Genomic DNA, 20,287 nt, shown 5'->3' on the forward strand with positions numbered 1-20,287 from the left:
AACTTCTGGCATAGAGTCAACCACCGACACTGACGGTGTGTCAGCCAGGGAAGCCAGAAGGAGGCGAGTGTGCACCGGACTGCTGCGACGCTACGCCACCGCGAGCTCACTCAAGAGGTCTACAATATCGGCGATGAAGTGGTCGAATACATCGAGCACATCGCCGAGGCGATCGCCGACTACGACGGCGAACTGACCGACGACTGCCTCGCCGAATTCGCCGAGATCGTCGACGACGCCCGCACCGATGCGCGCCGCGTGGTCGGTGAGCTGATCGGCCTGCGCCAGGCGCTCGTCTCCGGTGTGCGGGCGGGCTCTATCTCCGCCGCACTGCCGTTGGAGGAGCGCATCCCGGAGCCGGAAACTCTCGACGCCTCCGCGCTGTACGAGCTGTTCCCGCTCAGCTCGCCCGCCCCGGTCAAAGACATGTCTGAGGCGTGCACCCAGCGCACCGACCTGATCGTCCAGCACCTGGGTGAAGTCGTCGAGTACACCCTCGAGCAGACGGACATGGTCGCCCAGAACCTCGCGGCGGTGTCCCTGCCGCAGCTTTACTTCCGTGTCGGTGAACTCGTTGAGTCTGCCGTCGACGGCTGGCTCGACTCCGTCGTGGCTGAGCACCCGGGTTTCACCCGTGCCATGCGCGGCTGTAACCCGCCGGCGTTCCTGGAGGAGCGCGCGCGTGTCGACGCCATCGTCGCCAAGGTCGCGGCGAAGCGCTCCCGCCGCGGCGCGTAGGCCCCACAGGGCGCGCGTAGGGCGCGCCGCGGCGCTAGAGCTCAACCCGAACTCAACCTCACTAACCCCACTGGCCACATCGGCCTCACTGGCCCCGCCGGAACCGCCCATGGCCACCGTCCTGGCCCGCCTCCAGATATAGTTTGCATCCTTGTCGGGGAAGCTAAATCTGACCTGCGTTTTTAGAGCTTGAACCGGCAAGGATGCAAACGATATCTTGGCGGGCTTTAGAGTTGACCCCATGGCCAATTCTGATGGTTCTACTTCCAGCCGCGGCAGGGGCGCGAACGCTGTGCGCGTCCCAGAGGTGATGGGCGCGGACGGTGGGCGCGGCGCGGACAGGGACCACTCGGCCGGGTCCGGCGTGTACGTCCACGTCCCGTTCTGTGCGACACGGTGCGGGTACTGCGACTTCAACACCTATACACCGTCGGAAACGGAGACTTCCTACGCGGCCTACCTGGACGCGTTGGAGCGTGAGTTGGAAATGGGCGCGGCCAGTACAGACCTCACCGGTGGGGTCGACACGGTCTTCATCGGCGGCGGCACGCCGTCGCTGCTAGGGGCGGACGGGCTGGGCAGGATCCTGGACACTATCAAAAGAACCTTCGGGTTGAAACCGGATGCGGAGGTGACTACGGAGTCGAATCCGGAGTCGACAAGCCCGGAATATTTCGAGGGTCTCAAAAGGGCGGGGTTCACGCGGGTGTCGTTGGGGATGCAGTCTGCAAGCACGCCGGTGCTGAAGATCCTGGACCGCCAGCACACCCCCGGCCGTGCTGTCGCCGCGGCAAAGGATGCGCAACGGGCCGGGTTTGAACACGTCAATCTCGACCTGATCTACGGCACCCCGACAGAGACGGAAGATGATGTGAAGAAGAGCCTCGACCACGTCCTCGACGCCGGGGTGGATCACGTGTCCGCCTACTCACTCATTGTGGAGGACGGCACCGCGATGGCCCGGAAGATCAACAAGGGCCAGCTGCCGGCCCCGGACGAGGATACCTACGCGGACCGCTACGAACTCATCGCCAGCACGCTGGAAGAAGCTGGGTTCGGCTGGTACGAGGTGTCCAACTGGGCTAAGCCGGGCGGGGAGTGCCAGCACAACTTGATCTATTGGCGCGGCGGGAACTGGTGGGGTGCCGGCCCGGGCGCGCACGGGTATGTCGGCCGGACGCGGTTCATGAACGTCAAGCGGCCGGAAACATACAACCAGAAACTGGCGACGGGTCAGCTGCCCATCGCCAGTGAGGAAACCATCACGGATGCCGAGCACCACTTCGAGCAGATCATGCTCGGCCTCCGCCTCAAAGAGGGCATCCCGCGCAGCTGGATCCAGCCAGGCGCTGAAGCGGTGCTCCGCAAGCACCGTGACGCCGGTCTTCTCACGACAGGTGAGCGCATTGCGGTCACGGATAAGGGCCGTTTGCTTGCCGACGGCATCGTCACCGACATCTTGGCCGCCGAGTAAGTCAGCGCTACACTCGGTTTAGCAGTCAACAAAGGAGAGTGCTAAACATGGCGGGTCCCGCACGCGACCGTAGGCAGGCGGTGCTGCGCGCGATCGTCGCGGACTACATCGCGTCGCAGGAGCCGGTCGGGTCGAAGACCCTGGTGGAGCGGCACAAACTGAACGTCAGTTCCGCCACGATCCGCAACGACATGGCGGTGCTGGAGGCGGAGGGCTTCATCGCCCAGCCGCACGCGAGCTCGGGGCGTGTACCCACGGAGAAGGGCTACCGCGCCTTCGTGGATGCCATTAACGACGTCAAGCCCCTCTCGCTGCCGGAGCGCCGCGCGATCTCCGACTTCCTCGAGTCCTCTGTGGACTTGGAGGACATCATGCGCCGTTCGGCCCACCTGCTCGCGCAGCTGACCCGCCAGGCCGCCGTGGTGCAGCTGCCGACCCTCAGTGTCTCCCGAGTGAAGCACTGCGAGGTCGTGGCACTCACCCCCACGAGGTTGCTGCTCGTGCTCATTACTGACACCGGCCGCGTGGACCAGCGCAACGTCGAGCTCGCCGGTCCGATCAGTGATGAGGAGACCGCGCAGCTGCGGGATCTACTCAACCGCGTCTTGGAGGGCAAGACGATGTCGGATGCGTCGACTGCCCTGGCGACGATTGCCCAAGACGCCCCGGATCATGTGACCAGGGCGATTGCTGTGGTGATTGATACGCTCGTCGAAAAGCCAAGCGACCGTGTGCTTATCGCAGGCGCAGCGAACCTTGTCCCGATGACCACGGATCTGCTTAGCGTGGTCGAGGCACTCGAGGAGCAGGTTGTCGTGCTCAAGCTACTGGCAAACCTGCCTGAGCTGGGCAATGTGTCGGTGGTGATCGGGCAGGAGAATGAGGATGAGGAGCTGAGCAAGGCCAGCATCGTGACCACGGGTTACGGTGCGGCGGGCGAGACGCTGGGTGGTCTGGGGGTCCTCGGCCCGACGTACATGGACTACCCCGGTACGATTCAAAAGGTTGCGGCGGTGGCGCAGTACATTAGCCACATTCTCGCCGGAGAGGAAAGGATTTAGATGGCCCGCGATTACTACGGCATCCTCGGGGTTGACCAGAACGCGTCGGATGCGGAGATCAAGAAAGCTTATCGACGTCTCGCACGCAAGTACCACCCCGACGTGAACGACACGGATGAAGCCGCGGAGAAGTTCCGCGAAATCTCCGTGGCGCAGGAGGTGCTGCTGGATCCGCAGAAGCGGGCGATCGTCGACCGTGGCGGGGACCCGATGGAGCAGGGGGCCGCCGCGCCGGGCGGTGGCGGCTTCGGCTTCGGTGACATTTTCGAGGCGTTCTTCGGTGACGCTGGCGCAGGCGGCGGCCGCGGCCCGCGCTCGCGCGTTCAGCCCGGAAACGACGCACTGTTGCGCACCAGCATTTCGCTGGCGGAGGCGTACTCCGGAACCCGCAAGGACGTCACCGTCGACACCGCAGTGGTGTGCGAGCACTGCCGCGGCACTGGATCCGAGTCTGAATCCAAGCCCGTCACCTGTGATAACTGTGGCGGGCAAGGCCAGGTTCAGCAGGTGCAGCAGTCCTTCCTGGGCAACATCATGACAACATCGAGCTGCCCTAAGTGCCAGGGCTTCGGCGAGATCATCACCGACCCGTGCCAGAAGTGCGGCGGTCAGGGGCGCGTGCGTTCCCGCCGCGACATCACGGTGAACATTCCGGCTGGCATTGTCTCCGGAATGCGCATCCGCATGGCGGGCCAGGGCGAGGTCGGCCACGGCGGCGGCGCTGCCGGCGACCTGTACGTGGAGGTCACCACCGAGGACCACCCGGTGTTCGTCCGCGACGGGGAGAACCTGCACTTGAAGGTCTCGATGCCGATGTACGACGCCGCTTTGGGCACGAGCCTCGAGGTCGAGGATCTCGCTGGGGAGACCACCACGATCGAGATCCCGGCAGGCACGCAGCCGAATGAGCAGATCGTCCTCGAGGGCGAGGGCATGCCGCGTCTGCGCGCCGAGGGCGCCGGCGACTTGATCGCCCACGTCGAGGTCGTCGTGCCGGAGACGCTGACCAAGGATGAGCGCCGCGCGCTCGAGGATCTGCGCGCCGGGTGCAAGGAATCCGCCCACGTCCAAGAGGAAGCTCCCGGTGAGGAGAGCTTCTTCGGCCGGCTCCGGGACCGTTTCCGCCGCTAAGCTATGAGCCTGCCGTACTTTCTCTGCGACGACCCGGCCGCGGGCCGCCTCGACGGCCCAGAAGGACGCCACGCCGTCACGGTCAAACGCATTGAAACCGGCGAGCACATCATGCTTATCGACGGCTCCGGCCGCACCGCCGAAATCTCCGTCACCGAGATCACTGGCAAGGATTCTCTGGTGGGAGAGGTCCTGCGGGTGGACGACGTTCCACAGCCGCGGCCGCAGGTGACGGTGGTGCAGGCCATTCCGAAATCGGAACGCGCCGAACTCGCCGTCGATCTGGCCGTCCAGGGTGGAGCAGACGAGATCATCCCGTGGATCTCCCACCGCACCATCGCACGGTGGCAGGGCCCGAAGGTGGCCAAGAACGTAGAGAAGTGGCAGGCCACTGCCCGGGAGGCGGCCAAGCAGTCCCGCCGCGCCTGGGTGCCGGAGGTCCGTGAGCCGGTGACCACGAACCAGCTCGCGGAACTCGTACGCGGCCACGCCGCCTACGTCCTGCACGAAGATGCATCCACCAGCATCAAAGACATAGACCTTGACGTCGACCACCTGTATCTCATTGTCGGTCCTGAAGGCGGGATCGGGCAGAAGGAACTTGCGGGGATCCCTGCGGCGTCGATAAGCATGGGGCCGGAAGTACTGCGCACCGCGAGTGCCGCGCTGGCCGCGTTGAGCGCGATCGGTGCGTTGACGCACCGCTGGTAGTGTGAACCGCATGGCAGAACTGGTCACACGCTCGCACGAGCTCGACCCTGAACACGCCCAGGCGATCTTGGGCGTTAATGATGAGAACCTGCGCACCCTCAACGACCTGCTTGGTGCGGACGTTTTCGCGCGCGGCACGAACGTCACGCTGCGCGGGCCGGTCGAGGATGTCGCCTACGCTGCCCGCGTGTTGGATGAGGTGGAGGCGATGGCGCGCCGCGGCATCGTCATCACAGTCGACGCGGTGACGCACGCAGTGGACATCATGGCCTCGGATGCGCCGGAGTCCGTCGCGGACATTCTCGGCCAGGAGATCATTGCCCGGCGCGGCAAGGTGATTCGCCCCAAGACCGCAGGTCAGCGCGAGTACGTCGATGCGATCGACGAGAACACGATCGTGTTCGGTATCGGCCCCGCTGGTTCCGGTAAGACCTACCTGGCGGTGGCGAAGGCAGTGCAGGCGCTGCAATCCAAGCAGGTCAAACGCATCATCCTCACCCGCCCCGCTGTGGAGGCAGGGGAGAAGCTGGGCTTTTTGCCCGGCACCCTGAACGACAAAATCGACCCGTACCTGCGGCCGCTGTACGACGCGTTGCGCGACATGCTCGACCCCGAGATGATCCCGAAACTCATGGAAGCCGGCATCATCGAGGTCGCCCCGCTTGCGTACATGCGCGGACGCACGCTTAACGACGCTTTTGTCATCCTCGACGAGGCGCAAAACACCACCCCTGCTCAGATGAAAATGTTCCTCACCCGCTTGGGCTTCGGGTCCAAAATGGTGGTCACCGGCGACATTTCCCAGGTTGACCTGCCCCGCGGCGTGGTCTCCGGCCTGCGGGTTGTGCGCCAGATCCTCCGCGGGATCAAAGAGATCCACTTCCAGGAGTTCGGCGCCAACGACGTGGTGCGCCACCAGCTGGTCGGGCGCATCGTCGCCGCCTACGACTCGTACGACGCTGAGCGCGCTAAGCGCTGGGATGCCGAGGCTGCAGCATCCGCCGGGCCGACTGGCAAGCATGCTGCTGCCGCCTCGCCGGGGCCGCGGCAGGAGAAGGAGGAAAAGGAATGAGCATCGAAGTCCTCAACGAATCCGGTGAGACCGACGTCAACGAGGAAATGCTTGTCGACGTCGCATCCTTCGCCCTCACCGCCCTTGACGTCCACCCCGACACCGAGGTGACCATCACCTGCGTCGACTCATCGACCATGGCGGATCTGCACATGCGCTGGATGGATTTGCCCGGCCCCACCGACGTGATGAGCTTCCCGATGGACGAGCTCAGCCCCGGCTCCGCGCGCCCCGACGCAGCCGCGATCGGCCCGGCGATGCTCGGCGACATTATCCTCTGCCCGGACTACGACCGGAAACAAGCCGAGGCTGCGGGCCACCCGCTGGGCCACGAAATGGCGCTACTCACTGTCCACGGAGTGTTGCACCTGCTCGGATACGACCACGCGACACCCGCCGACGAGCGGGAAATGTTCGGCCTGCAGAACGAGATCCTCGCCGACTGGTACGACGACCTTTCAGCCCGCGGTATCGAGTACCAGCCCAAACCTGACGGCCGGCATGCCTTCCCCTCGGGAGCTGACCGGCAAGAGCTGGACGGGCTTGTCGAGGAACGGGACAACAACCGCGGCGGGGAGCAGTAACCACCTGTGAATTCCTGGATCACTTTCGGCCTGATTTCGATCATCTCGCTGCTGGCAGCGGGCGTGATCAAAATGCTCGAGTCTGCCTTGGTGCCCATTTCGCGCGCCCGCGTGGAGACGATGGCCAAGGACGACGTCTCCGGTTCCGCGGCCCTGTTGCGCGTTGTCGACTCGAAGCCGAATCACTTGAGTCTGTTGGCGCTGATCCAGATGGTGCTGGACACAGTCGCCGCCGTGTTCGCTTTGTTGGCGGCCTTTGAGCTCATTCCGTCGCGCGGTTGGGCCATTGCTGCCGCCATCCTCGCGGTGACGTTGCTGCGCTTCGGCATCGTCGGCATGAATGCCCGCCGTGCCGGCAAACTCAATCCGTACGCGATCTCGCTGCGGGCAGCGCAAATCCTCACCGTTGTCTACACAGTGCTCGGCCCGCTGTCGAAGCTGCTCATCTGGGTGAGCAACGTGATCACCCCTGGCGACGAGGACCTAGAGAACCCCTACGCCACCGATGTGGAACTGCGCGAAGCCGTCGACATCGCCCAAGAGCAAGGCGTGGTGGAAACGACCGAGCGGCGCATGATCCAGAACATCTTCGACCTGGCCGACACCCACGCGCGCCAAGTCATGGTGCCGCGCCCGGACATCGTGTGGATCGAGTCGGAGAAGTCCGCCGGCCAGGCTGCGAACCTGCTGATCCGCTCCGGCCACTCACGTGTCCCGGTCATCGGGGAGAGCGTCGACGACATTGTGGGCATCATCTACCTCAAAGACGTCATCGAGAAGACCTACAACCGCACCGATAGCGGTACCGGCGTGCCCGTCACTGATCTGATGCGCGAGCCGATGTTCTTGCCGGATTCCAAGCCGCTCGACGACCTGCTTCAAGAGATGCAGCAGGAGCAGACTCACATTGCAGTGCTTGTCGACGAATACGGCGGCATCGCCGGCCTGATCACCATGGAAGACATTCTCGAGGAGATTGTCGGTGAGATCGCTGACGAGTACGACGAGGATGAGGAAGCACCCATCGAGCCGGTCGACTCGGAAGAACTTGCCGACACCACGGAAGTCGAAGGGTCCACCCTGATCACGGACCCGCGGGACACCCTCGCCCAGGTGGCCGCTACGTCGCGGGCTTTCCGCGCCCAAGCACGCCTCCCGCTCGACGACCTTGTGGATTACTTTTCCGACGAGCTCGGCTTCACGCTTGAATTCACCGAGGAAATCACAGACAACGTCGAAACGGTCGCCGGTCTGCTGTCCTACGAGCTCGGCCGTGTCCCCCTGCCCGGTTCTTCCGTTGAGGTTTCTGAGCTGCTCTTCACCGCCGAAGGCGGACGCGACCGTCGCGGCCGCATCAAAGTCCGCACCGTGCTGATCGAGGTCCCTGAACGGCTCATCCCGGAGCGTGAGGACACTGAGTCCGACGAGCGTCAAGACCATCCCGAACTGAGTAACTCAGGCACCTCACGCACCTACCGTCCCGCACCGGGGGAGTAGCGGAGAAGAAGGCCGGATTGTTCGCTTTTGTGTAGCAGCTACCTCGGCGCGCACAATGGAACGCATGAAGAACATTTTGTCGATCCAGTCTGCGGTTTCCTACGGCCACGTTGGCAACTCCGCTGCGGTGTTCCCGCTCCAGCGCATCGGCCATGAGGTCTGGCCGGTCTACACCGTCAACTTCTCCAACCACACCGGTTATGGCGAGTGGAAAGGCCCGATGATTCCCGCGGAGGAGGTCCGCTCCATCGTCGACGGCATCGAAGCCCGTGGTGCCCTTGCCCGTGTCGACGCCGTGCTGTCCGGCTACCAGGGTGGTGACGATATCGCCGACGTGATCGTCGACACCGTCGCTCGCGTCAAAGCGCTGAACCCCAACGCGGTCTACTCCTGCGACCCGGTGATGGGCAACGAGAAGTCCGGTTGTTTCGTCTCCGACAACATCCCGCCACTGCTGCGGGACAAGGTGGTTCCGGTGGCGGACATCATCACCCCGAACCAATTCGAGCTGGGCTACCTGACCGGTAAAGAGGCTTCAGACATCGATTCCACACTCGACGCCGTCGAAGCTGCTCGTGCCATGGGGCCTGATACCGTCCTGGTCACCTCGGTCAACCGGCCCGACCAGCCGGAAGACACCATCGAAATGCTCGTCGTGGACAATCACGGCCGCTGGCTGGTGCAGACTCCGCGCCTGCCGTTCAAGCGCAATGGTTCCGGTGACGTCACCTGCGCGCTGTTCACCGGCCACTACATTGAGGCTGCAGGCGCGCCTGACGCTGCGAAGCAGGCCCTGGCCAAGACGGCTTCTTCCGTTTTCGATCTGCTGGAGAACACCTACAAGGCAGACTCGCCTGAGCTCCTCTTGATCGAGTCCCAGGACGCTTACGCCAACCCGCGTCTACAGTTCGAGGTCACCGAAATCTAGTTCTGGGGGAAGATCTAGATTCTCAGTATCGCCTTCTAGCCATCCCGTCGAAATCCCACCTGCGAAAACGCTGCGGGCGAAGCGCGAAAGGCGATACTGAAAAAGTATCTAGCTCGAGCCCGAAGTCCCGCGCGCCGTCTCGTGGCGGCCAAACCGCGCCCTAACCGGTGAACCCCCTGCCGGCCCGTACGATTGGAAAATATGACCTCCCAGCCCACTGACAACCAGCACGACCCGGCAGACTTCTTCGATCAAGCGATCGCTGGGCCAGAAACAGGTCCGGCAGCAGAAGCAGAAGTCGACGCGCTGCCGAACGAGTTCACGGACACGCCCGAGGGTTTCTGCTCCGGGTTCGTCAGCTTTGTGGGCCGCCCGAATACGGGCAAGTCGACGCTGACGAATGCGCTGGTGGGGGAGAAGATCGCCATTATGGCGGATCAGCCGGAAACGACGCGTCATCCGATCCGCGGCATCGTGAATGGGCCGGACGCGCAGATCGTGCTGGTAGATACTCCCGGGCTGCACCGCCCGCGCACGCTGCTGGGTGAGCGTCTCAATGACGTGGTCAAAGACACGTTCGCGGACGTAGACGTGGTCGGCCTGACAGTCCCGGCGAACGAGAAAATCGGCCCGGGCGACCGCTGGATCTTGGACGCGGTGAAGGAGACGAAGCCGAACACGCCGATTGTCGGGATCGTGACCAAGCTCGATGCGGCGGGCAAGGATCAGGTCGGGGAGCAGTTGTTGAAGCTTCACGACCTGCTCACCGAGGTCACTGGCCGTGACGACGTTGACGTTGTCCCAGTGTCCGCGACGGAACAGATTCAGTTGGATGTGCTGATGGACGTCCTGACGAAGCACCTCCCCGAAGGCCCGCGCTTCTACCCGGAGGGCCACGTCACGGATGAGGACATCGAGACCCGTATCGCAGAGCTCATCAGGGAAGAGGCCCTGAAGGGGTTGCGCGACGAACTGCCGCACTCTGTCGCCGTCCAGATCGACGAAATGTACGAGGACCCCGACGACGGCAATACCCCGAAGCGGGCCATGATCTACGCGGTGATGTACCTTGAGCGCCCTGGCCAGAAGACGATCATCGAGGGCCGTGACGGCCGTCGCCTGAGCGGGATCATCCAGCGATCGCGGAAGCAGATCATTGATCTGCTCGGCCGCAATGTCTACCTCGATCTGAGGATCAAGGTGTTGAAGAACTGGCAGTCGGACCCAAAGCATTTGGGGCGCCTTGGCTTCTAAACCCAGTTTCCGCGACCGCGCCTTCGTCGTGCACACCTACGATTTCGGTGAGGCTGATCGCGTGGTTGTCTTGCTCACCCAGAACCACGGGCTGGTCCGCAGCGTGGCTAAAGGGGTGCGGAAAACAAAGTCCCGTTTCGGTTCGCGCGTGCAACCGTTCGTCGATCTTGATGTGCAGCTGTACCCGGGCCGCAACCTCGCCACGATCACGCAGGCGGACACGGTCGCCTATTACGGCAGCGGCATCATTGAGGATTTCGACCGGTACACAGCAGCCTGCGCCGTGCTGGAGTCGGCGGAACGACTCTCTTATGCGGGCGAGGCAGATCCAGCCTTGTTCGCGGAGGTCAGCACCGCCATTAAATGGCTCCAGGATGCGCAGCAGGCGACGATGGTGCTCGACGCGTTCATCCTCCGCGCCACCGCCCACGCTGGCTGGGGTTTAAGCTTGTTCGACTGTGCGAACTGCGGCAAACCCGGCCCACACCACGCGTTTCACCCGGCACTCGGCGGGGCCACGTGTTTGAACTGCCGGCCTCCCGGTGCGTTCGATGTGGAGGAGGACACGCTCCACATCATGTGGCTACTCACCAACGGCCACGACGCAGCCGCCGCGGACCGCCTCACCGAAACGACGGCAGCGCAAACGCACCGCCTTGCTACCGCTCACCTGCAGTATCACCTGGAGGCGGCAGTGTCTTCGTTGAAGATCATGGAGCAGGCATAATGAATCCGTGACTCAGAACGCCATCCCCGATATCCCGGCAGAACTCATTCCGCGCCACATTGCGCTCGTCATGGACGGCAACGGCCGGTGGGCGCAGGAGCGCGGCATGCCCCGCACGGAGGGCCACCGCGTCGGTGAAAAGGTTCTCATGGACATGGTCGATGCGTGCATTGAGATGGGTGGGGTCGAGTGGTTGTCGGCGTACACGTTCTCGACGGAGAATTGGCGCCGCTCGCGTGAGGAGGTCCGCTTCCTCATGGGGTTCTCGCGCGAGGTAATGCGCGCCGAGCGCGACCAGCTGCATGCGAAGAACGTGCGCATTGTGTGGGTTGGCCGCCGCCCGCGCCTGTGGCGCTCGGTGATCCGCGAGCTTGAGGCTGCGGAGGAAATGACGAAGAACAACACTGGCCTCACGCTCGCGATGTGCATTAATTACGGCGGTAGAGCCGAGCTTATCGACGCCACTCGTACCATCGCCCAGCTCGCCTCCGAAGGAAAACTCGCACCGGGGGAGATCTCGGAGGAGACGCTGGCTGGGTTCATGTACCGCCCGGACATGCCGGACGTGGATATGTTCCTCCGCCCCTCGGGGGAGCAGCGGACGTCGAACTTCCTGTTGTGGCAGTCGGCGTATGCGGAGATGGTGTACCGGGACATTCTCTTCCCGGACTTCACCAAGGAAGACCTCTACGATGCCGTGCTGGAGTACGCGAAGCGGGACCGCCGTTTCGGCGGCACGAAATAGCGGCAGGAAATAGCCGCACGTAGATCTTTGCCGCGAACTAGCGGCAGGCGGGGCACAGGCCGAAGACCTCGGCGTCGTGCCCCGAGATCTCAAAGTCGTACTGGCGGGCCACTTGCTGGGCCCATTGCTCAACGGGGCCGCCTTCGATTTCTTCGCTGCGCCCGCAGGAAGTGCACACCAAGTGGTGGTGGTGCCGGTCGGTGAGGCAGTGGCGGTAAAGGGTTTCGCCGGAGTTGGAGTTCAGGGCGTCGACGGCGCCGATGTCGGCAAGGGTTTGCAGGGTGCGGTAGACCGTCGTTAAGCCGACCTTTTGTCCGCGGTCGCTGAGCTCTCGGTGGATTGCTTGGGCCGACGCAAAGCGGTCGATGTCGCGCAGTACGTCGATGACCGCGCTGCGCTGGCGGGTGTTGCGGGCACCGATCTTCGGCGCCGGTTCGCGGCGGGATGGGCGAGAGTTCATGTTCTATAGGCTCGGCGACGGACCGTCAGGAATCAAGCCCGGGTCCGCGTCAGGGGTGTGGTCGCCGATCGGCCCGAAAGCACTGGCCGATCCGACGCTGCCCGTCGCATCAATGAGGTCCGGGCCCTTGCGAGCTGCGCGGCGGGCGGCCAGGTCGTCGCGGGAATCCTGCTCGGTCAAACCGGAAATGGACTCGATGATGCTCATGACGGATGGAATGGCCAGCCGGTAGACCATTTCGCGCCCGGTTCGAGTCGCACTGACCAGGCCAGCGTTCTTCAACACCCGCAGGTGCTGGCTCACCAACGGCTGGGACTTCTCCAGTTCGGTGACCAGCTCGTGGACGACATGGGGCTGCTGATTGAGGAGCAGAATAATCTGCAACCGCAACGGCGAATCGAGAGCCCCAATGACCTCGGAGGTGCGGGCCAGCTTGTCCTCCGGCCACTGCGGCAATAGCTGCGGCTCGACCATGTGCACCCCTCCTTTTCGTGCTCGACTTCAAGACATCCTTATGTTTATACATCAACAAACGCCTTATTTTATTCCAGTCTAATAACAAAATGGTCTCATTTTCACTTCTTTAGCCTATGGTCGTGTCCCTACTGCACCGGGCCAGTCCGGTGTTCGGGGCACCGGCTACACTTGGACCAGATATTTCCAAGCACCCTGTAAGAGGAGAGTTGAACTGCCCATGGCAACAACTGCGATCGATACCGTCGTCAATCTGTGCAAGCGCCGCGGGTTGGTGTATCCGGCCGGTGAAATTTACGGCGGTACCCGTTCTGCTTGGGATTACGGTCCGCTCGGCGTGGAGCTGAAGGAGAACCTGAAGCGCCAGTGGTGGAAGACGATGGTGCAATCTCGCGCGGATGTTGTCGGCGTGGATACCTCGATCATCCTGCCGCCGCAGGTGTGGGTCGCCTCCGGCCACGTCGAGGTCTTCACGGACCCGTTGGTGGAGTCGCTGCACACGCACAAGCGTTACCGCGCAGACCACTTGCTGGAGGCCTACGAAGAGAAGCACGGCCACCCGCCGGCTAACGGCCTGGCTGACATCAACGATCCGGAGACGGGCCAGCCCGGCAACTGGACGGAGCCGCGCGCGTTCTCCGGTTTGATGAAGACCTACCTTGGGCCCGTCGACGATAAAGAGGGCCTGCACTACATGCGCCCGGAGACAGCTCAGGGCATCTTTGTGAACTTCAAGAACGTCATGACGTCGGCACGCATGAAGCCGCCGTTCGGCATCGCCAACGTGGGTAAGTCCTTCCGCAACGAGATCACCCCGGGCAACTTCATCTTCCGCACCCGCGAGTTCGAGCAGATGGAGATGGAGTTCTTCGTCAAACCAGGCGAAGACGAGCAGTGGCACCAGTACTGGATCGATGCCCGCCACCAGTGGTACATCGACCTGGGCATCAACCCGGAGAACCTGCGCCTGTACGAGCACCCGCAGGAGAAGCTGTCCCACTACTCCAAGCGCACGGTCGACTTGGAGTACGCATTCGGTTTCCAGGGCTCTAAGTGGGGCGAGCTTGAAGGTGTGGCCAACCGCACCGACTACGACCTGAAGACGCACGCGGAAGCATCGGGCGAAGACCTGTCCTTCTTCGACCAGGAATCCGGCGAGCGGTGGATCCCGTACTGCATCGAGCCCGCTGCTGGTTTGGGCCGCGCGATGATGGCCTTCCTGATTGATGCCTACCACGAGGATGAGGCACCGAACGCGAAGGGCGGCGTCGATAAGCGTGTCGTTCTGAAGCTCGACCGGCGCTTGTCGCCGATCAAGGTCGCAGTGCTGCCGCTGTCGAAGAAGCCGGAGCTTTCCGGCCCGGCAGAGGAACTCGCGGCGGCGCTGCGCCAGCACTGGAGCATTGATTACGACACCTCCGGTGCGATTGGCCGCCGCTACCGCCGTCAAGATGAGATCGGTACCCCGTTCTGCGTCACGTTCGACTTCGATTCGCTCGAGGACAAGGCCGTGACAGTGCGCGAGCGCGACACGATGGAGCAGGAGCGCGTGCCGCTCGACGAGCTGGAAAGCTACCTCGCCGCCCGCCTGGTGGGGTGCTAATGCACTACGTCAGCTGGGATCGCACGGACAGGGACGCCCCGAAGCTCCTCGCAGAGGCAGGCCCGGAGACGCTCGCGGAGTTCAGGCACGACAGCGCCACGCTTTCCGACGGCTCCACTTGGACCCTCATCTCCACCCCCGAAGCCGGAGCTAAGGCGACCGTCGCGGAGACTGGCCAAGAACTTGTATCGGCCCCGGCGTCGCTCAAGCGCGATAAGCAGATCCCGGTGATGATCGGCGGCGAGCCGTACACGCTCATTGCCGAGTCGTCGAAGAACTGGATCATCGACGACGCAAACGGCAACAAGGTCGCCCAATTCACCTCCGATCACAATGGCGTGCGCCGGTCGGTGTTGGAGTTCGACACCTCGAGCGAACTTGCCCACCCATCGAGCCCAGCTGACCCGGACAGCCAAACGGCTTTGCCACTGGAGCACATCGTCGGGCTGGCATGGGTGTCGCGCCTGGTGCTTGAGTCTCGGAAGATGGTCAACACGACGGCGCTGATCGGGCTCATGGTGTTCCTGAGCGTCTTCGTCGTCGCAGTCTGGCTGCTCATTCCATGATCACTGCAACGTGGCGTGGGGATTCGCTGCTCAGCGAATCCGGTGCGCCCCTGGCCGTCTACGATCCCGGGACTGGCAGCTTGTCTGCTGACGACGTAAGCATCGAAGTCAAGCACTCGGCCGGGGCAATGAGCTGGAGGGTCACCGGTGAGGTGCGCGACACGGGGGAGAAGTTCTCGGTCCGCACGCGGGGTATCGGCGTGGGAACCCTGACCGCGCGCTGCGGTTCACGCACGTACACGCTCGAGCGGGGCGGTGCGTTCTCTAAAACCCGCACGCTTATCGACATCTCTGGCGCCCCCTGCGCCACCACCTCACCGAAGAATGGCCTGGACCTCGCCGTCACTCAGACCCGTGACATGCCGTTTGCGGATCTGGTGTTTCTCACGTGCGCGTTGACGCTGATAGACACGCCAGCCCGCCGCACGCTGTACTGAGTCAGCGAAAGCTAGCGTTCATCCCGAACTCAGTCACAAGAGCACCACCTGACACACTTGCCCCGGGCTTTTAGCGCTTCACGGGGCGTGCAGCTGGCGTGGCCTAAGTGTCTGGTGAGGTTGAGTTCGGGATGGATCCGAGTCCTTCCCCGCTCACCATGCCCCTGCTCTGAAGCGGGGCTGTCGTACAAGCTTCGGCTTCGGTCGTTGCAGCGAGCTAGAAGCTGCCGCCGCGACCGCCCATGCCGCCGGCAAAACCGCCGCCTCCGCCTCCGGAGAAGCCACCGCCGCCACCGCCGAAGCCTCCTCCACCGAAGCCGCCACCGCCGCCTCCACCGAGGATGGACCCCCAGATGATTGCGTTGGCCATGGTGTTCATGGACTGGGTGGTCTGCTGGTTGCGGTAGGAGGTGATGTCGTCGTTCGCGGCGTTGACGGCCCGGCGAGCGGAGTCGGTTGCGGCGCGCGCAAACTCGATCGCGTTCTTCGTGTCCTGAGTGCGGCGGTTGAGTGCCTCGGCGTACTGGCGCTTTGCCTCCGCAAGCAAGGTGCGGGCACGGGAGCGAATGATGCGTCCGCGGGAGTTGATCAGGTCTTCCGCACCTTGGATTTGCGCGCTGGCTACCTGGAGCTGCTGGTCCAGAAGCTGCAGGCGGCGCTGCTGGTCGGAGGCGACACCACGGGCCTGGTCGATCTGCTCGTCAATGTCGGCGTCGAGGTGGGTGAGCTCGGTATACAGCGCCAACGGGTCCGTCTCGGGGCGGTTGCCCATCTGGGAGAGTGCTTCGCGGGCGCGGGAGGAGACGGCGTCGAGGGCGCGGACGTCGATACGCGCGCCCTGGTTCGTCTGCTGCTTGAGCCGCTCAATCTCCTGCAGCTCGTCTTGGATCTCCTGGATCAGTGCGGGAAGGTTCGTGCGGGCGGTGGAGATATTTGCCTCTGCGTGCTCGATGGCCCGCAGGTTGGTGTCGGCGACCTCGACCGCGTGCTGGGCGCCGCGGAGGATGTCGATGAGTGCGCCTTGCTGGCCCGCAGGCTGCGAGGCAAGTCCACGCGCCTGCTCGAGCTGGCCCTCCGCTTCCTGGATCGAGCCTTGGGCGATGTCGACGTTTTGGGTGATGGAGGAGAGCAGTTGCTCGTCGTAACGCGACTGCAGGTCGCTCAGCGTCGCACGGGCCGGCTCAATGCGGGCGCGCAAATCGACAGTGCGCTGGAAGATCGCGTCCACTTCCTCATTGGCCTTCATGAGCACGCCGCGCATTTCCTGGAACTCCTCCGCCTTGGCCTTGAGCGCTTCTTCGGCTTGGCCGCAGGAGGAGATGATGTCGATGAGCATCGCGCGCTTTTCCGGCTCGGTCTCCGGGATAGCGTCGCGAAGCCGCTGGTGGGTGTTGAATGCGCGCTGCAGCTCAGACGTGGCCTGGTTCATGGCGGAGGTGAAGGGGCGAACACGGTCGGCGCCGAACTCTGCGGAAGCGATCTCGAGCTCTTCCTTGCCCAAGCGAATGGACTCGTCGGTCTGGACGAGCGCATCGTGCGCGAGTTCCTCCAGGGTGTGCGTAGGTAAGCGGCCGAGCGATTCGGTGTCGCCCGGGGCCAGGGCCCTGGCGGACTCAAGCTGCTTCTGATCGCGCTTGTTGTTCTTATTGCGGCCGTACATGTAGAAGCCGCCGCCGGCGAGAGCTGCCGCACCCAGGCCACCGGCAACGAGCGCCGCGCCCTCGCCGTCGGAGGAGCCGTTCACGGCATTGATCGCGTCCACACCGGCCGCGCCGTAGTTCTTGCTGGTCAACTGGTTGTACGCGGCATCGTACATGGTGTCGATGTCGCCGCTGCTCCATTGGCTGCCCCCGTTGACGTTGAACTTGCCGTCGGTGGCGATCGCCAAAACAGCCGTGTTCGGGCCCTTGTCCGTGATGGCTTCGCGCACCCACTCGGCAGGGTCCTGGCCGCCGAAGGAGTCCATGTAGACGACGTAGGCGTTGAGCTGCTTGTCCTGCTTCAACTGCTGGATCGCCGATTCGATCTGCTGCTTCTCGGCGCCGCTGAGCACCCCGGCGTCGTCAGTGACGTTCTCGGACAAACCGGTCGGGGACAGCGCAGTCGCTGTCTGCGCGAGCACCTGCTCGTCACCGCTGAACGCAGCGTACGCCAGCGGTGCAGCAGAGAAAGCGGCGGCGCCGGCAAGCGCAGGCACAGCAAGGGCGATGCGGATGGAACGCGGGAAGTTACGCGGAGTCATGCCCACTAGGGTAGCGCGGTTGGTGCCAGACACGCCGTTGTCCGTCCGCGAAAGCGTAAGACCGCGTCTAGGCTCGTGAGCGATGGCTTACCAGTATGAATCTGCCGACACCGCCAGGCGCGTCACGGAGGGGGAGAAAGGCTCGCAGCTCGCCGAGAGTGTGGACTCTCGCGACGCGTTCTCGCGGGACCGGGCCCGTGTGCTTCACTCCGCGGCCCTGCGCCGGCTCGCTGACAAGACGCAGGTTGTCGGCCCGCGTGACGGCGACACCCCACGTACCCGGCTGACGCACTCGCTTGAAGTCGCGCAGATCGCCCGCGGAATCGGCTCCGGCTTGGGCCTCAACCCAGACCTGTGCGAAATGGCGGGACTCACGCACGACATCGGCCACCCGCCGTACGGGCACAACGGCGAAGTCGCGCTCAACGCGCTCGCGCACGGCTGCGGCGGTTTTGAGGGCAACGCACAAACGCTGCGCATTCTCACGCGCCTTGAGCCCAAATTGCTTATCGACGGCACATCCCACGGCCTCAACCTCACCCGCGCCGCCCTAGATGCAGCCTGCAAGTACCCGCGCACGCGGACAAACCCGGACGGCACCGTGAACAGGAAGTACGGCGCCTACGACGAGGACGCGGAGATCCTCGCGTGGCTGCGTGAAGGCCACGTCGACGACCGCCCGCCGATGGAAGCGCAGGTCATGGACTGCTCCGATGACATCGCCTACAGCGTCCACGACGTCGAAGACGGCATCCTGTCCGGCCGCATCACGCTCAAGGTGCTGTGGGATCTCGTGGAGCTGGCCGCGCTCGCACAGAAGGGCGCGGCGGCGTTTGGCGGTACGGCCGAGGAGCTTATCGACGCCGCAGCCCGCCTCCGATCGCTCCCCACCGTCTGCGAAGCTGCCGACTTCGACTACTCACTCCAGGGGTACGTGAATTTGAAGCGGATGACATCGGAGCTGGTCGGCCGCTATGTCGGTGCGGTGGTTTCCGCGACGCTCGCGGCGAAGCCCGAGGGCGCGAAACTGGGGCGCATGCACGGGGAATTGGTCATCCCGCCTGAACCGGAGGCAGAGGTCCGTCTGCTCAAGACCGTCGCTGTGCTCTACGTGATGGATATGCCCGCCCACATTGCGCGGCAGGACAGGCAGCGCGACCGCATCACCCGCGTTTATGACTACCTGCTGGCGGGCGCGCCGGGCACCCTGGACACGATGTTCGCCGCTTGGTGGGCTGACGCCTCCACCGATGCGCAGCGCCAGCGCGTCATCATCGACCAGATCGCCTCGATGACGGAGTCGCGTTTGGAGCGCACAGCAAAGAAGGCCGACGGCCTCGCCGGCTTCTTCACCTAGGCATGGGTCGGTGGGGGCAGCGGTAGGACCCATCCCGAACTGGATCACTCCTTTAACACTGGTCCCGCCTACGGCTGCCCACGAATCGCATTTAGGGTGTGCCACCTCCGTACCTGAGCTTTTCACTACGAATCCGGCGGATAAACGCTGTCTTGCTGCGCGTGACTTGGTCGGTGGTAAAGAAGATGATCCGATAGCCCCGTGCGGTAGCGCATAAATGGGGTTCTTGGGGTGAGGGGATTGGAGCTGTGGTCCAGTTGCTGGCGGGTATGCGGAGGGGATCGTCGTCGATAAGCACAATGAGGCGGCTATCAACGACGATGGGCGCGGTCCACCCCTCTCCCAGATCAACGTTGCCCCGCACCCACATGCCGTCCTCGGCTATCCACGCGTAGGCCAGGCAGGTTCCAAAGTCGGAGAACCGCGGTGGATCCCAGTCTGCGGAGACAGGGAGGTGGTGGTTTCGGGGGAGGGGATCCTCGAAAGATTGGTTGTAAGCGACGATCTCCTTGAGAGGGATGCCGCTATTGAGCAGGGCAGTGACGGCAAGAAACCCTCCCACCCGGCCTTCGAGGCGGCGGAGATCAATGCTCGTGCGTAGAGGTGTGCTTGTGCGGACACCGTCAAGCTCGACAATGTCATCGTCCTTGATTGGGAACTGGTGGTAGCGGGTCAACTGTGGCCATTTGGATTTCGGAGGCACCGAGCCAGAAGGGAGCACAAGGTCCACGGGCCCGCCGCCGGGCGTCGGAGTCCACATGCCGTGTTGTGCTGCGGCCCACCGGCCGACCAAGACGGCTTTCCGCGTCGCCAGAACAGCAGCGGCGCCGCGCACGGTTTCCTTCTCATGGGTTGGTAAACCGCGAAACCAGGCCTGATCAACGAGTGCTTTATCCGCGACGAGGGACAGCGGCCGATTCGCTACAGCGTCTTGATGGGCCCCGTTGCCTGACCAATAGAGACTCGTGGCACTGAGCTCTTGGTAGAGACGGTGGCGTAGCTCAGCCGCTCGATCGGCGCGCTCAGAACCGAGAAGATTGCGCGGCTGTTCATCCCCGATGTTCCCCATACATTGATTGTGAGTGTTCACGCCGCTCTCCGCTAGGCGCCCTGCCCGCATCCTGAGCAAGGTGGGGTGTCGGTTAGTGAGGGCTAGAGTTCATCCCGAACTCAACAACATGCGCCACTTGAGGCGTTTGAAACTTGTGGGAGAAGAGCGGCAGGTG

Annotated in this window: 20 protein-coding genes; 16 read left to right on the plus strand and 4 right to left on the minus strand. The window is 63.7% G+C overall.

Annotation, left to right across the window (positions count from 1 at the left end; genetic code table 11):
- Positions 1 to 69 precede the first annotated feature (69 nt).
- The 12 genes from KBX19_RS07840 to KBX19_RS07895 all read left to right on the plus strand — a co-directional run bounded on the left by KBX19_RS07840 (position 70) and on the right by KBX19_RS07895 (position 11,922).
- Complete coding sequence (locus tag KBX19_RS07840; protein ID WP_005289323.1) at positions 70 to 738, plus strand: hypothetical protein; 669 nt, start codon at positions 70 to 72, stop codon at positions 736 to 738.
- 310 nt (positions 739 to 1,048) lie between these two features.
- Positions 1,049 to 2,212, plus strand: a complete 1,164-nt coding sequence (gene hemW, locus KBX19_RS07845; protein ID WP_255998281.1) for a radical SAM family heme chaperone HemW — start codon at positions 1,049 to 1,051, stop codon at positions 2,210 to 2,212.
- A gap of 47 nt (positions 2,213 to 2,259) precedes the next feature.
- Complete coding sequence (hrcA, locus tag KBX19_RS07850; protein ID WP_005289329.1) at positions 2,260 to 3,273, plus strand: heat-inducible transcriptional repressor HrcA; 1,014 nt, start codon at positions 2,260 to 2,262, stop codon at positions 3,271 to 3,273.
- Positions 3,274 to 4,404, plus strand: coding sequence for a molecular chaperone DnaJ (dnaJ, locus tag KBX19_RS07855; protein WP_255998239.1), 1,131 nt, complete (start codon positions 3,274 to 3,276; stop codon positions 4,402 to 4,404). It abuts the gene before it with no gap.
- A 3-nt stretch (positions 4,405 to 4,407) separates the two neighbouring features.
- Entirely contained in the window at positions 4,408 to 5,115 is a 708-nt protein-coding gene (locus KBX19_RS07860; protein WP_255998241.1) for a 16S rRNA (uracil(1498)-N(3))-methyltransferase, read from the plus strand.
- A gap of 10 nt (positions 5,116 to 5,125) precedes the next feature.
- Complete coding sequence (locus KBX19_RS07865) at positions 5,126 to 6,187, plus strand: PhoH family protein (protein WP_255998243.1); 1,062 nt, start codon at positions 5,126 to 5,128, stop codon at positions 6,185 to 6,187.
- Entirely contained in the window at positions 6,184 to 6,771 is a 588-nt protein-coding gene (gene ybeY / locus KBX19_RS07870; RefSeq protein WP_255998245.1) for an rRNA maturation RNase YbeY, read from the plus strand. The genes KBX19_RS07865 and ybeY overlap by 4 nt, the downstream gene beginning before the upstream one ends.
- 6 nt (positions 6,772 to 6,777) lie before the next feature.
- A complete protein-coding gene (locus KBX19_RS07875; protein ID WP_255998247.1) occupies positions 6,778 to 8,268 on the plus strand; it encodes a hemolysin family protein in 1,491 nt (496 codons plus the stop codon).
- Between the two features lie 55 nt (positions 8,269 to 8,323).
- Positions 8,324 to 9,196 (plus strand): pyridoxal kinase PdxY, encoded by an 873-nt coding sequence (gene pdxY / locus KBX19_RS07880; RefSeq protein WP_255995566.1) that lies wholly within the window; start codon positions 8,324 to 8,326, stop codon positions 9,194 to 9,196.
- A gap of 201 nt (positions 9,197 to 9,397) precedes the next feature.
- Complete coding sequence (gene era / locus KBX19_RS07885) at positions 9,398 to 10,450, plus strand: GTPase Era (RefSeq protein ID WP_255998249.1); 1,053 nt, start codon at positions 9,398 to 9,400, stop codon at positions 10,448 to 10,450.
- The gene (gene recO, locus KBX19_RS07890) at positions 10,440 to 11,177 is read left to right on the plus strand and encodes a DNA repair protein RecO (protein WP_255998250.1); all 738 of its coding nucleotides are present in this window, start codon (positions 10,440 to 10,442) and stop codon (positions 11,175 to 11,177) included. The genes era and recO overlap by 11 nt, the downstream gene beginning before the upstream one ends.
- Positions 11,178 to 11,184: 7 nt before the next feature.
- Positions 11,185 to 11,922: an isoprenyl transferase gene (locus tag KBX19_RS07895; RefSeq protein ID WP_255998252.1), complete on the plus strand. Its 738-nt coding sequence runs from the start codon at positions 11,185 to 11,187 to the stop codon at positions 11,920 to 11,922.
- A gap of 37 nt (positions 11,923 to 11,959) precedes the next feature.
- On the opposite strand, the gene KBX19_RS07900 is transcribed toward KBX19_RS07895, so the two are convergent.
- Together KBX19_RS07900 and KBX19_RS07905 are read right to left on the minus strand one after the other, a co-directional pair.
- Positions 11,960 to 12,382: a Fur family transcriptional regulator gene (locus tag KBX19_RS07900; protein ID WP_255998254.1), complete on the minus strand. Its 423-nt coding sequence runs from the start codon at positions 12,380 to 12,382 to the stop codon at positions 11,960 to 11,962.
- 3 nt (positions 12,383 to 12,385) lie between these two features.
- A complete protein-coding gene (locus KBX19_RS07905; protein WP_255998256.1) occupies positions 12,386 to 12,856 on the minus strand; it encodes a helix-turn-helix transcriptional regulator in 471 nt (156 codons plus the stop codon).
- 220 nt (positions 12,857 to 13,076) lie between these two features.
- Here KBX19_RS07905 and KBX19_RS07910 point away from each other — a divergent pair, with 220 nt between their 5' ends.
- From KBX19_RS07910 to KBX19_RS07920, 3 genes are read left to right on the plus strand one after another with little or no spacing between them, the layout of a single operon-like run.
- Positions 13,077 to 14,459: a glycine--tRNA ligase gene (locus KBX19_RS07910; protein WP_255995573.1), complete on the plus strand. Its 1,383-nt coding sequence runs from the start codon at positions 13,077 to 13,079 to the stop codon at positions 14,457 to 14,459.
- On the plus strand, positions 14,459 to 15,025 hold the full coding sequence (locus KBX19_RS07915; RefSeq protein WP_255998258.1) for a hypothetical protein: 567 nt from the start codon (positions 14,459 to 14,461) through the stop codon (positions 15,023 to 15,025). The genes KBX19_RS07910 and KBX19_RS07915 overlap by 1 nt, the downstream gene beginning before the upstream one ends.
- Positions 15,022 to 15,462, plus strand: a complete 441-nt coding sequence (locus KBX19_RS07920) for a hypothetical protein (RefSeq protein WP_255998260.1) — start codon at positions 15,022 to 15,024, stop codon at positions 15,460 to 15,462. The genes KBX19_RS07915 and KBX19_RS07920 overlap by 4 nt, the downstream gene beginning before the upstream one ends.
- A 217-nt stretch (positions 15,463 to 15,679) precedes the next feature.
- Here the strand turns inward: KBX19_RS07920 and KBX19_RS07925 are convergent, their stop codons facing one another.
- Entirely contained in the window at positions 15,680 to 17,704 is a 2,025-nt protein-coding gene (locus tag KBX19_RS07925; protein ID WP_255998262.1) for a TPM domain-containing protein, read from the minus strand.
- A gap of 82 nt (positions 17,705 to 17,786) precedes the next feature.
- Between KBX19_RS07925 and KBX19_RS07930 the strand changes: the two genes are divergently transcribed.
- Positions 17,787 to 19,061, plus strand: coding sequence for a deoxyguanosinetriphosphate triphosphohydrolase (locus KBX19_RS07930; RefSeq protein ID WP_005289361.1), 1,275 nt, complete (start codon positions 17,787 to 17,789; stop codon positions 19,059 to 19,061).
- A 91-nt stretch (positions 19,062 to 19,152) separates the two neighbouring features.
- On the opposite strand, the gene KBX19_RS07935 is transcribed toward KBX19_RS07930, so the two are convergent.
- The gene (locus KBX19_RS07935) at positions 19,153 to 20,130 is read right to left on the minus strand and encodes a hypothetical protein (RefSeq protein WP_255998263.1); all 978 of its coding nucleotides are present in this window, start codon (positions 20,128 to 20,130) and stop codon (positions 19,153 to 19,155) included.
- Positions 20,131 to 20,287 lie beyond the last annotated feature (157 nt).

Source organism: Corynebacterium sp. CCUG 71335, from assembly GCF_024454075.1.
GTDB classification, from domain to species: Bacteria; Actinomycetota; Actinomycetes; order Mycobacteriales; family Mycobacteriaceae; genus Corynebacterium; species Corynebacterium genitalium.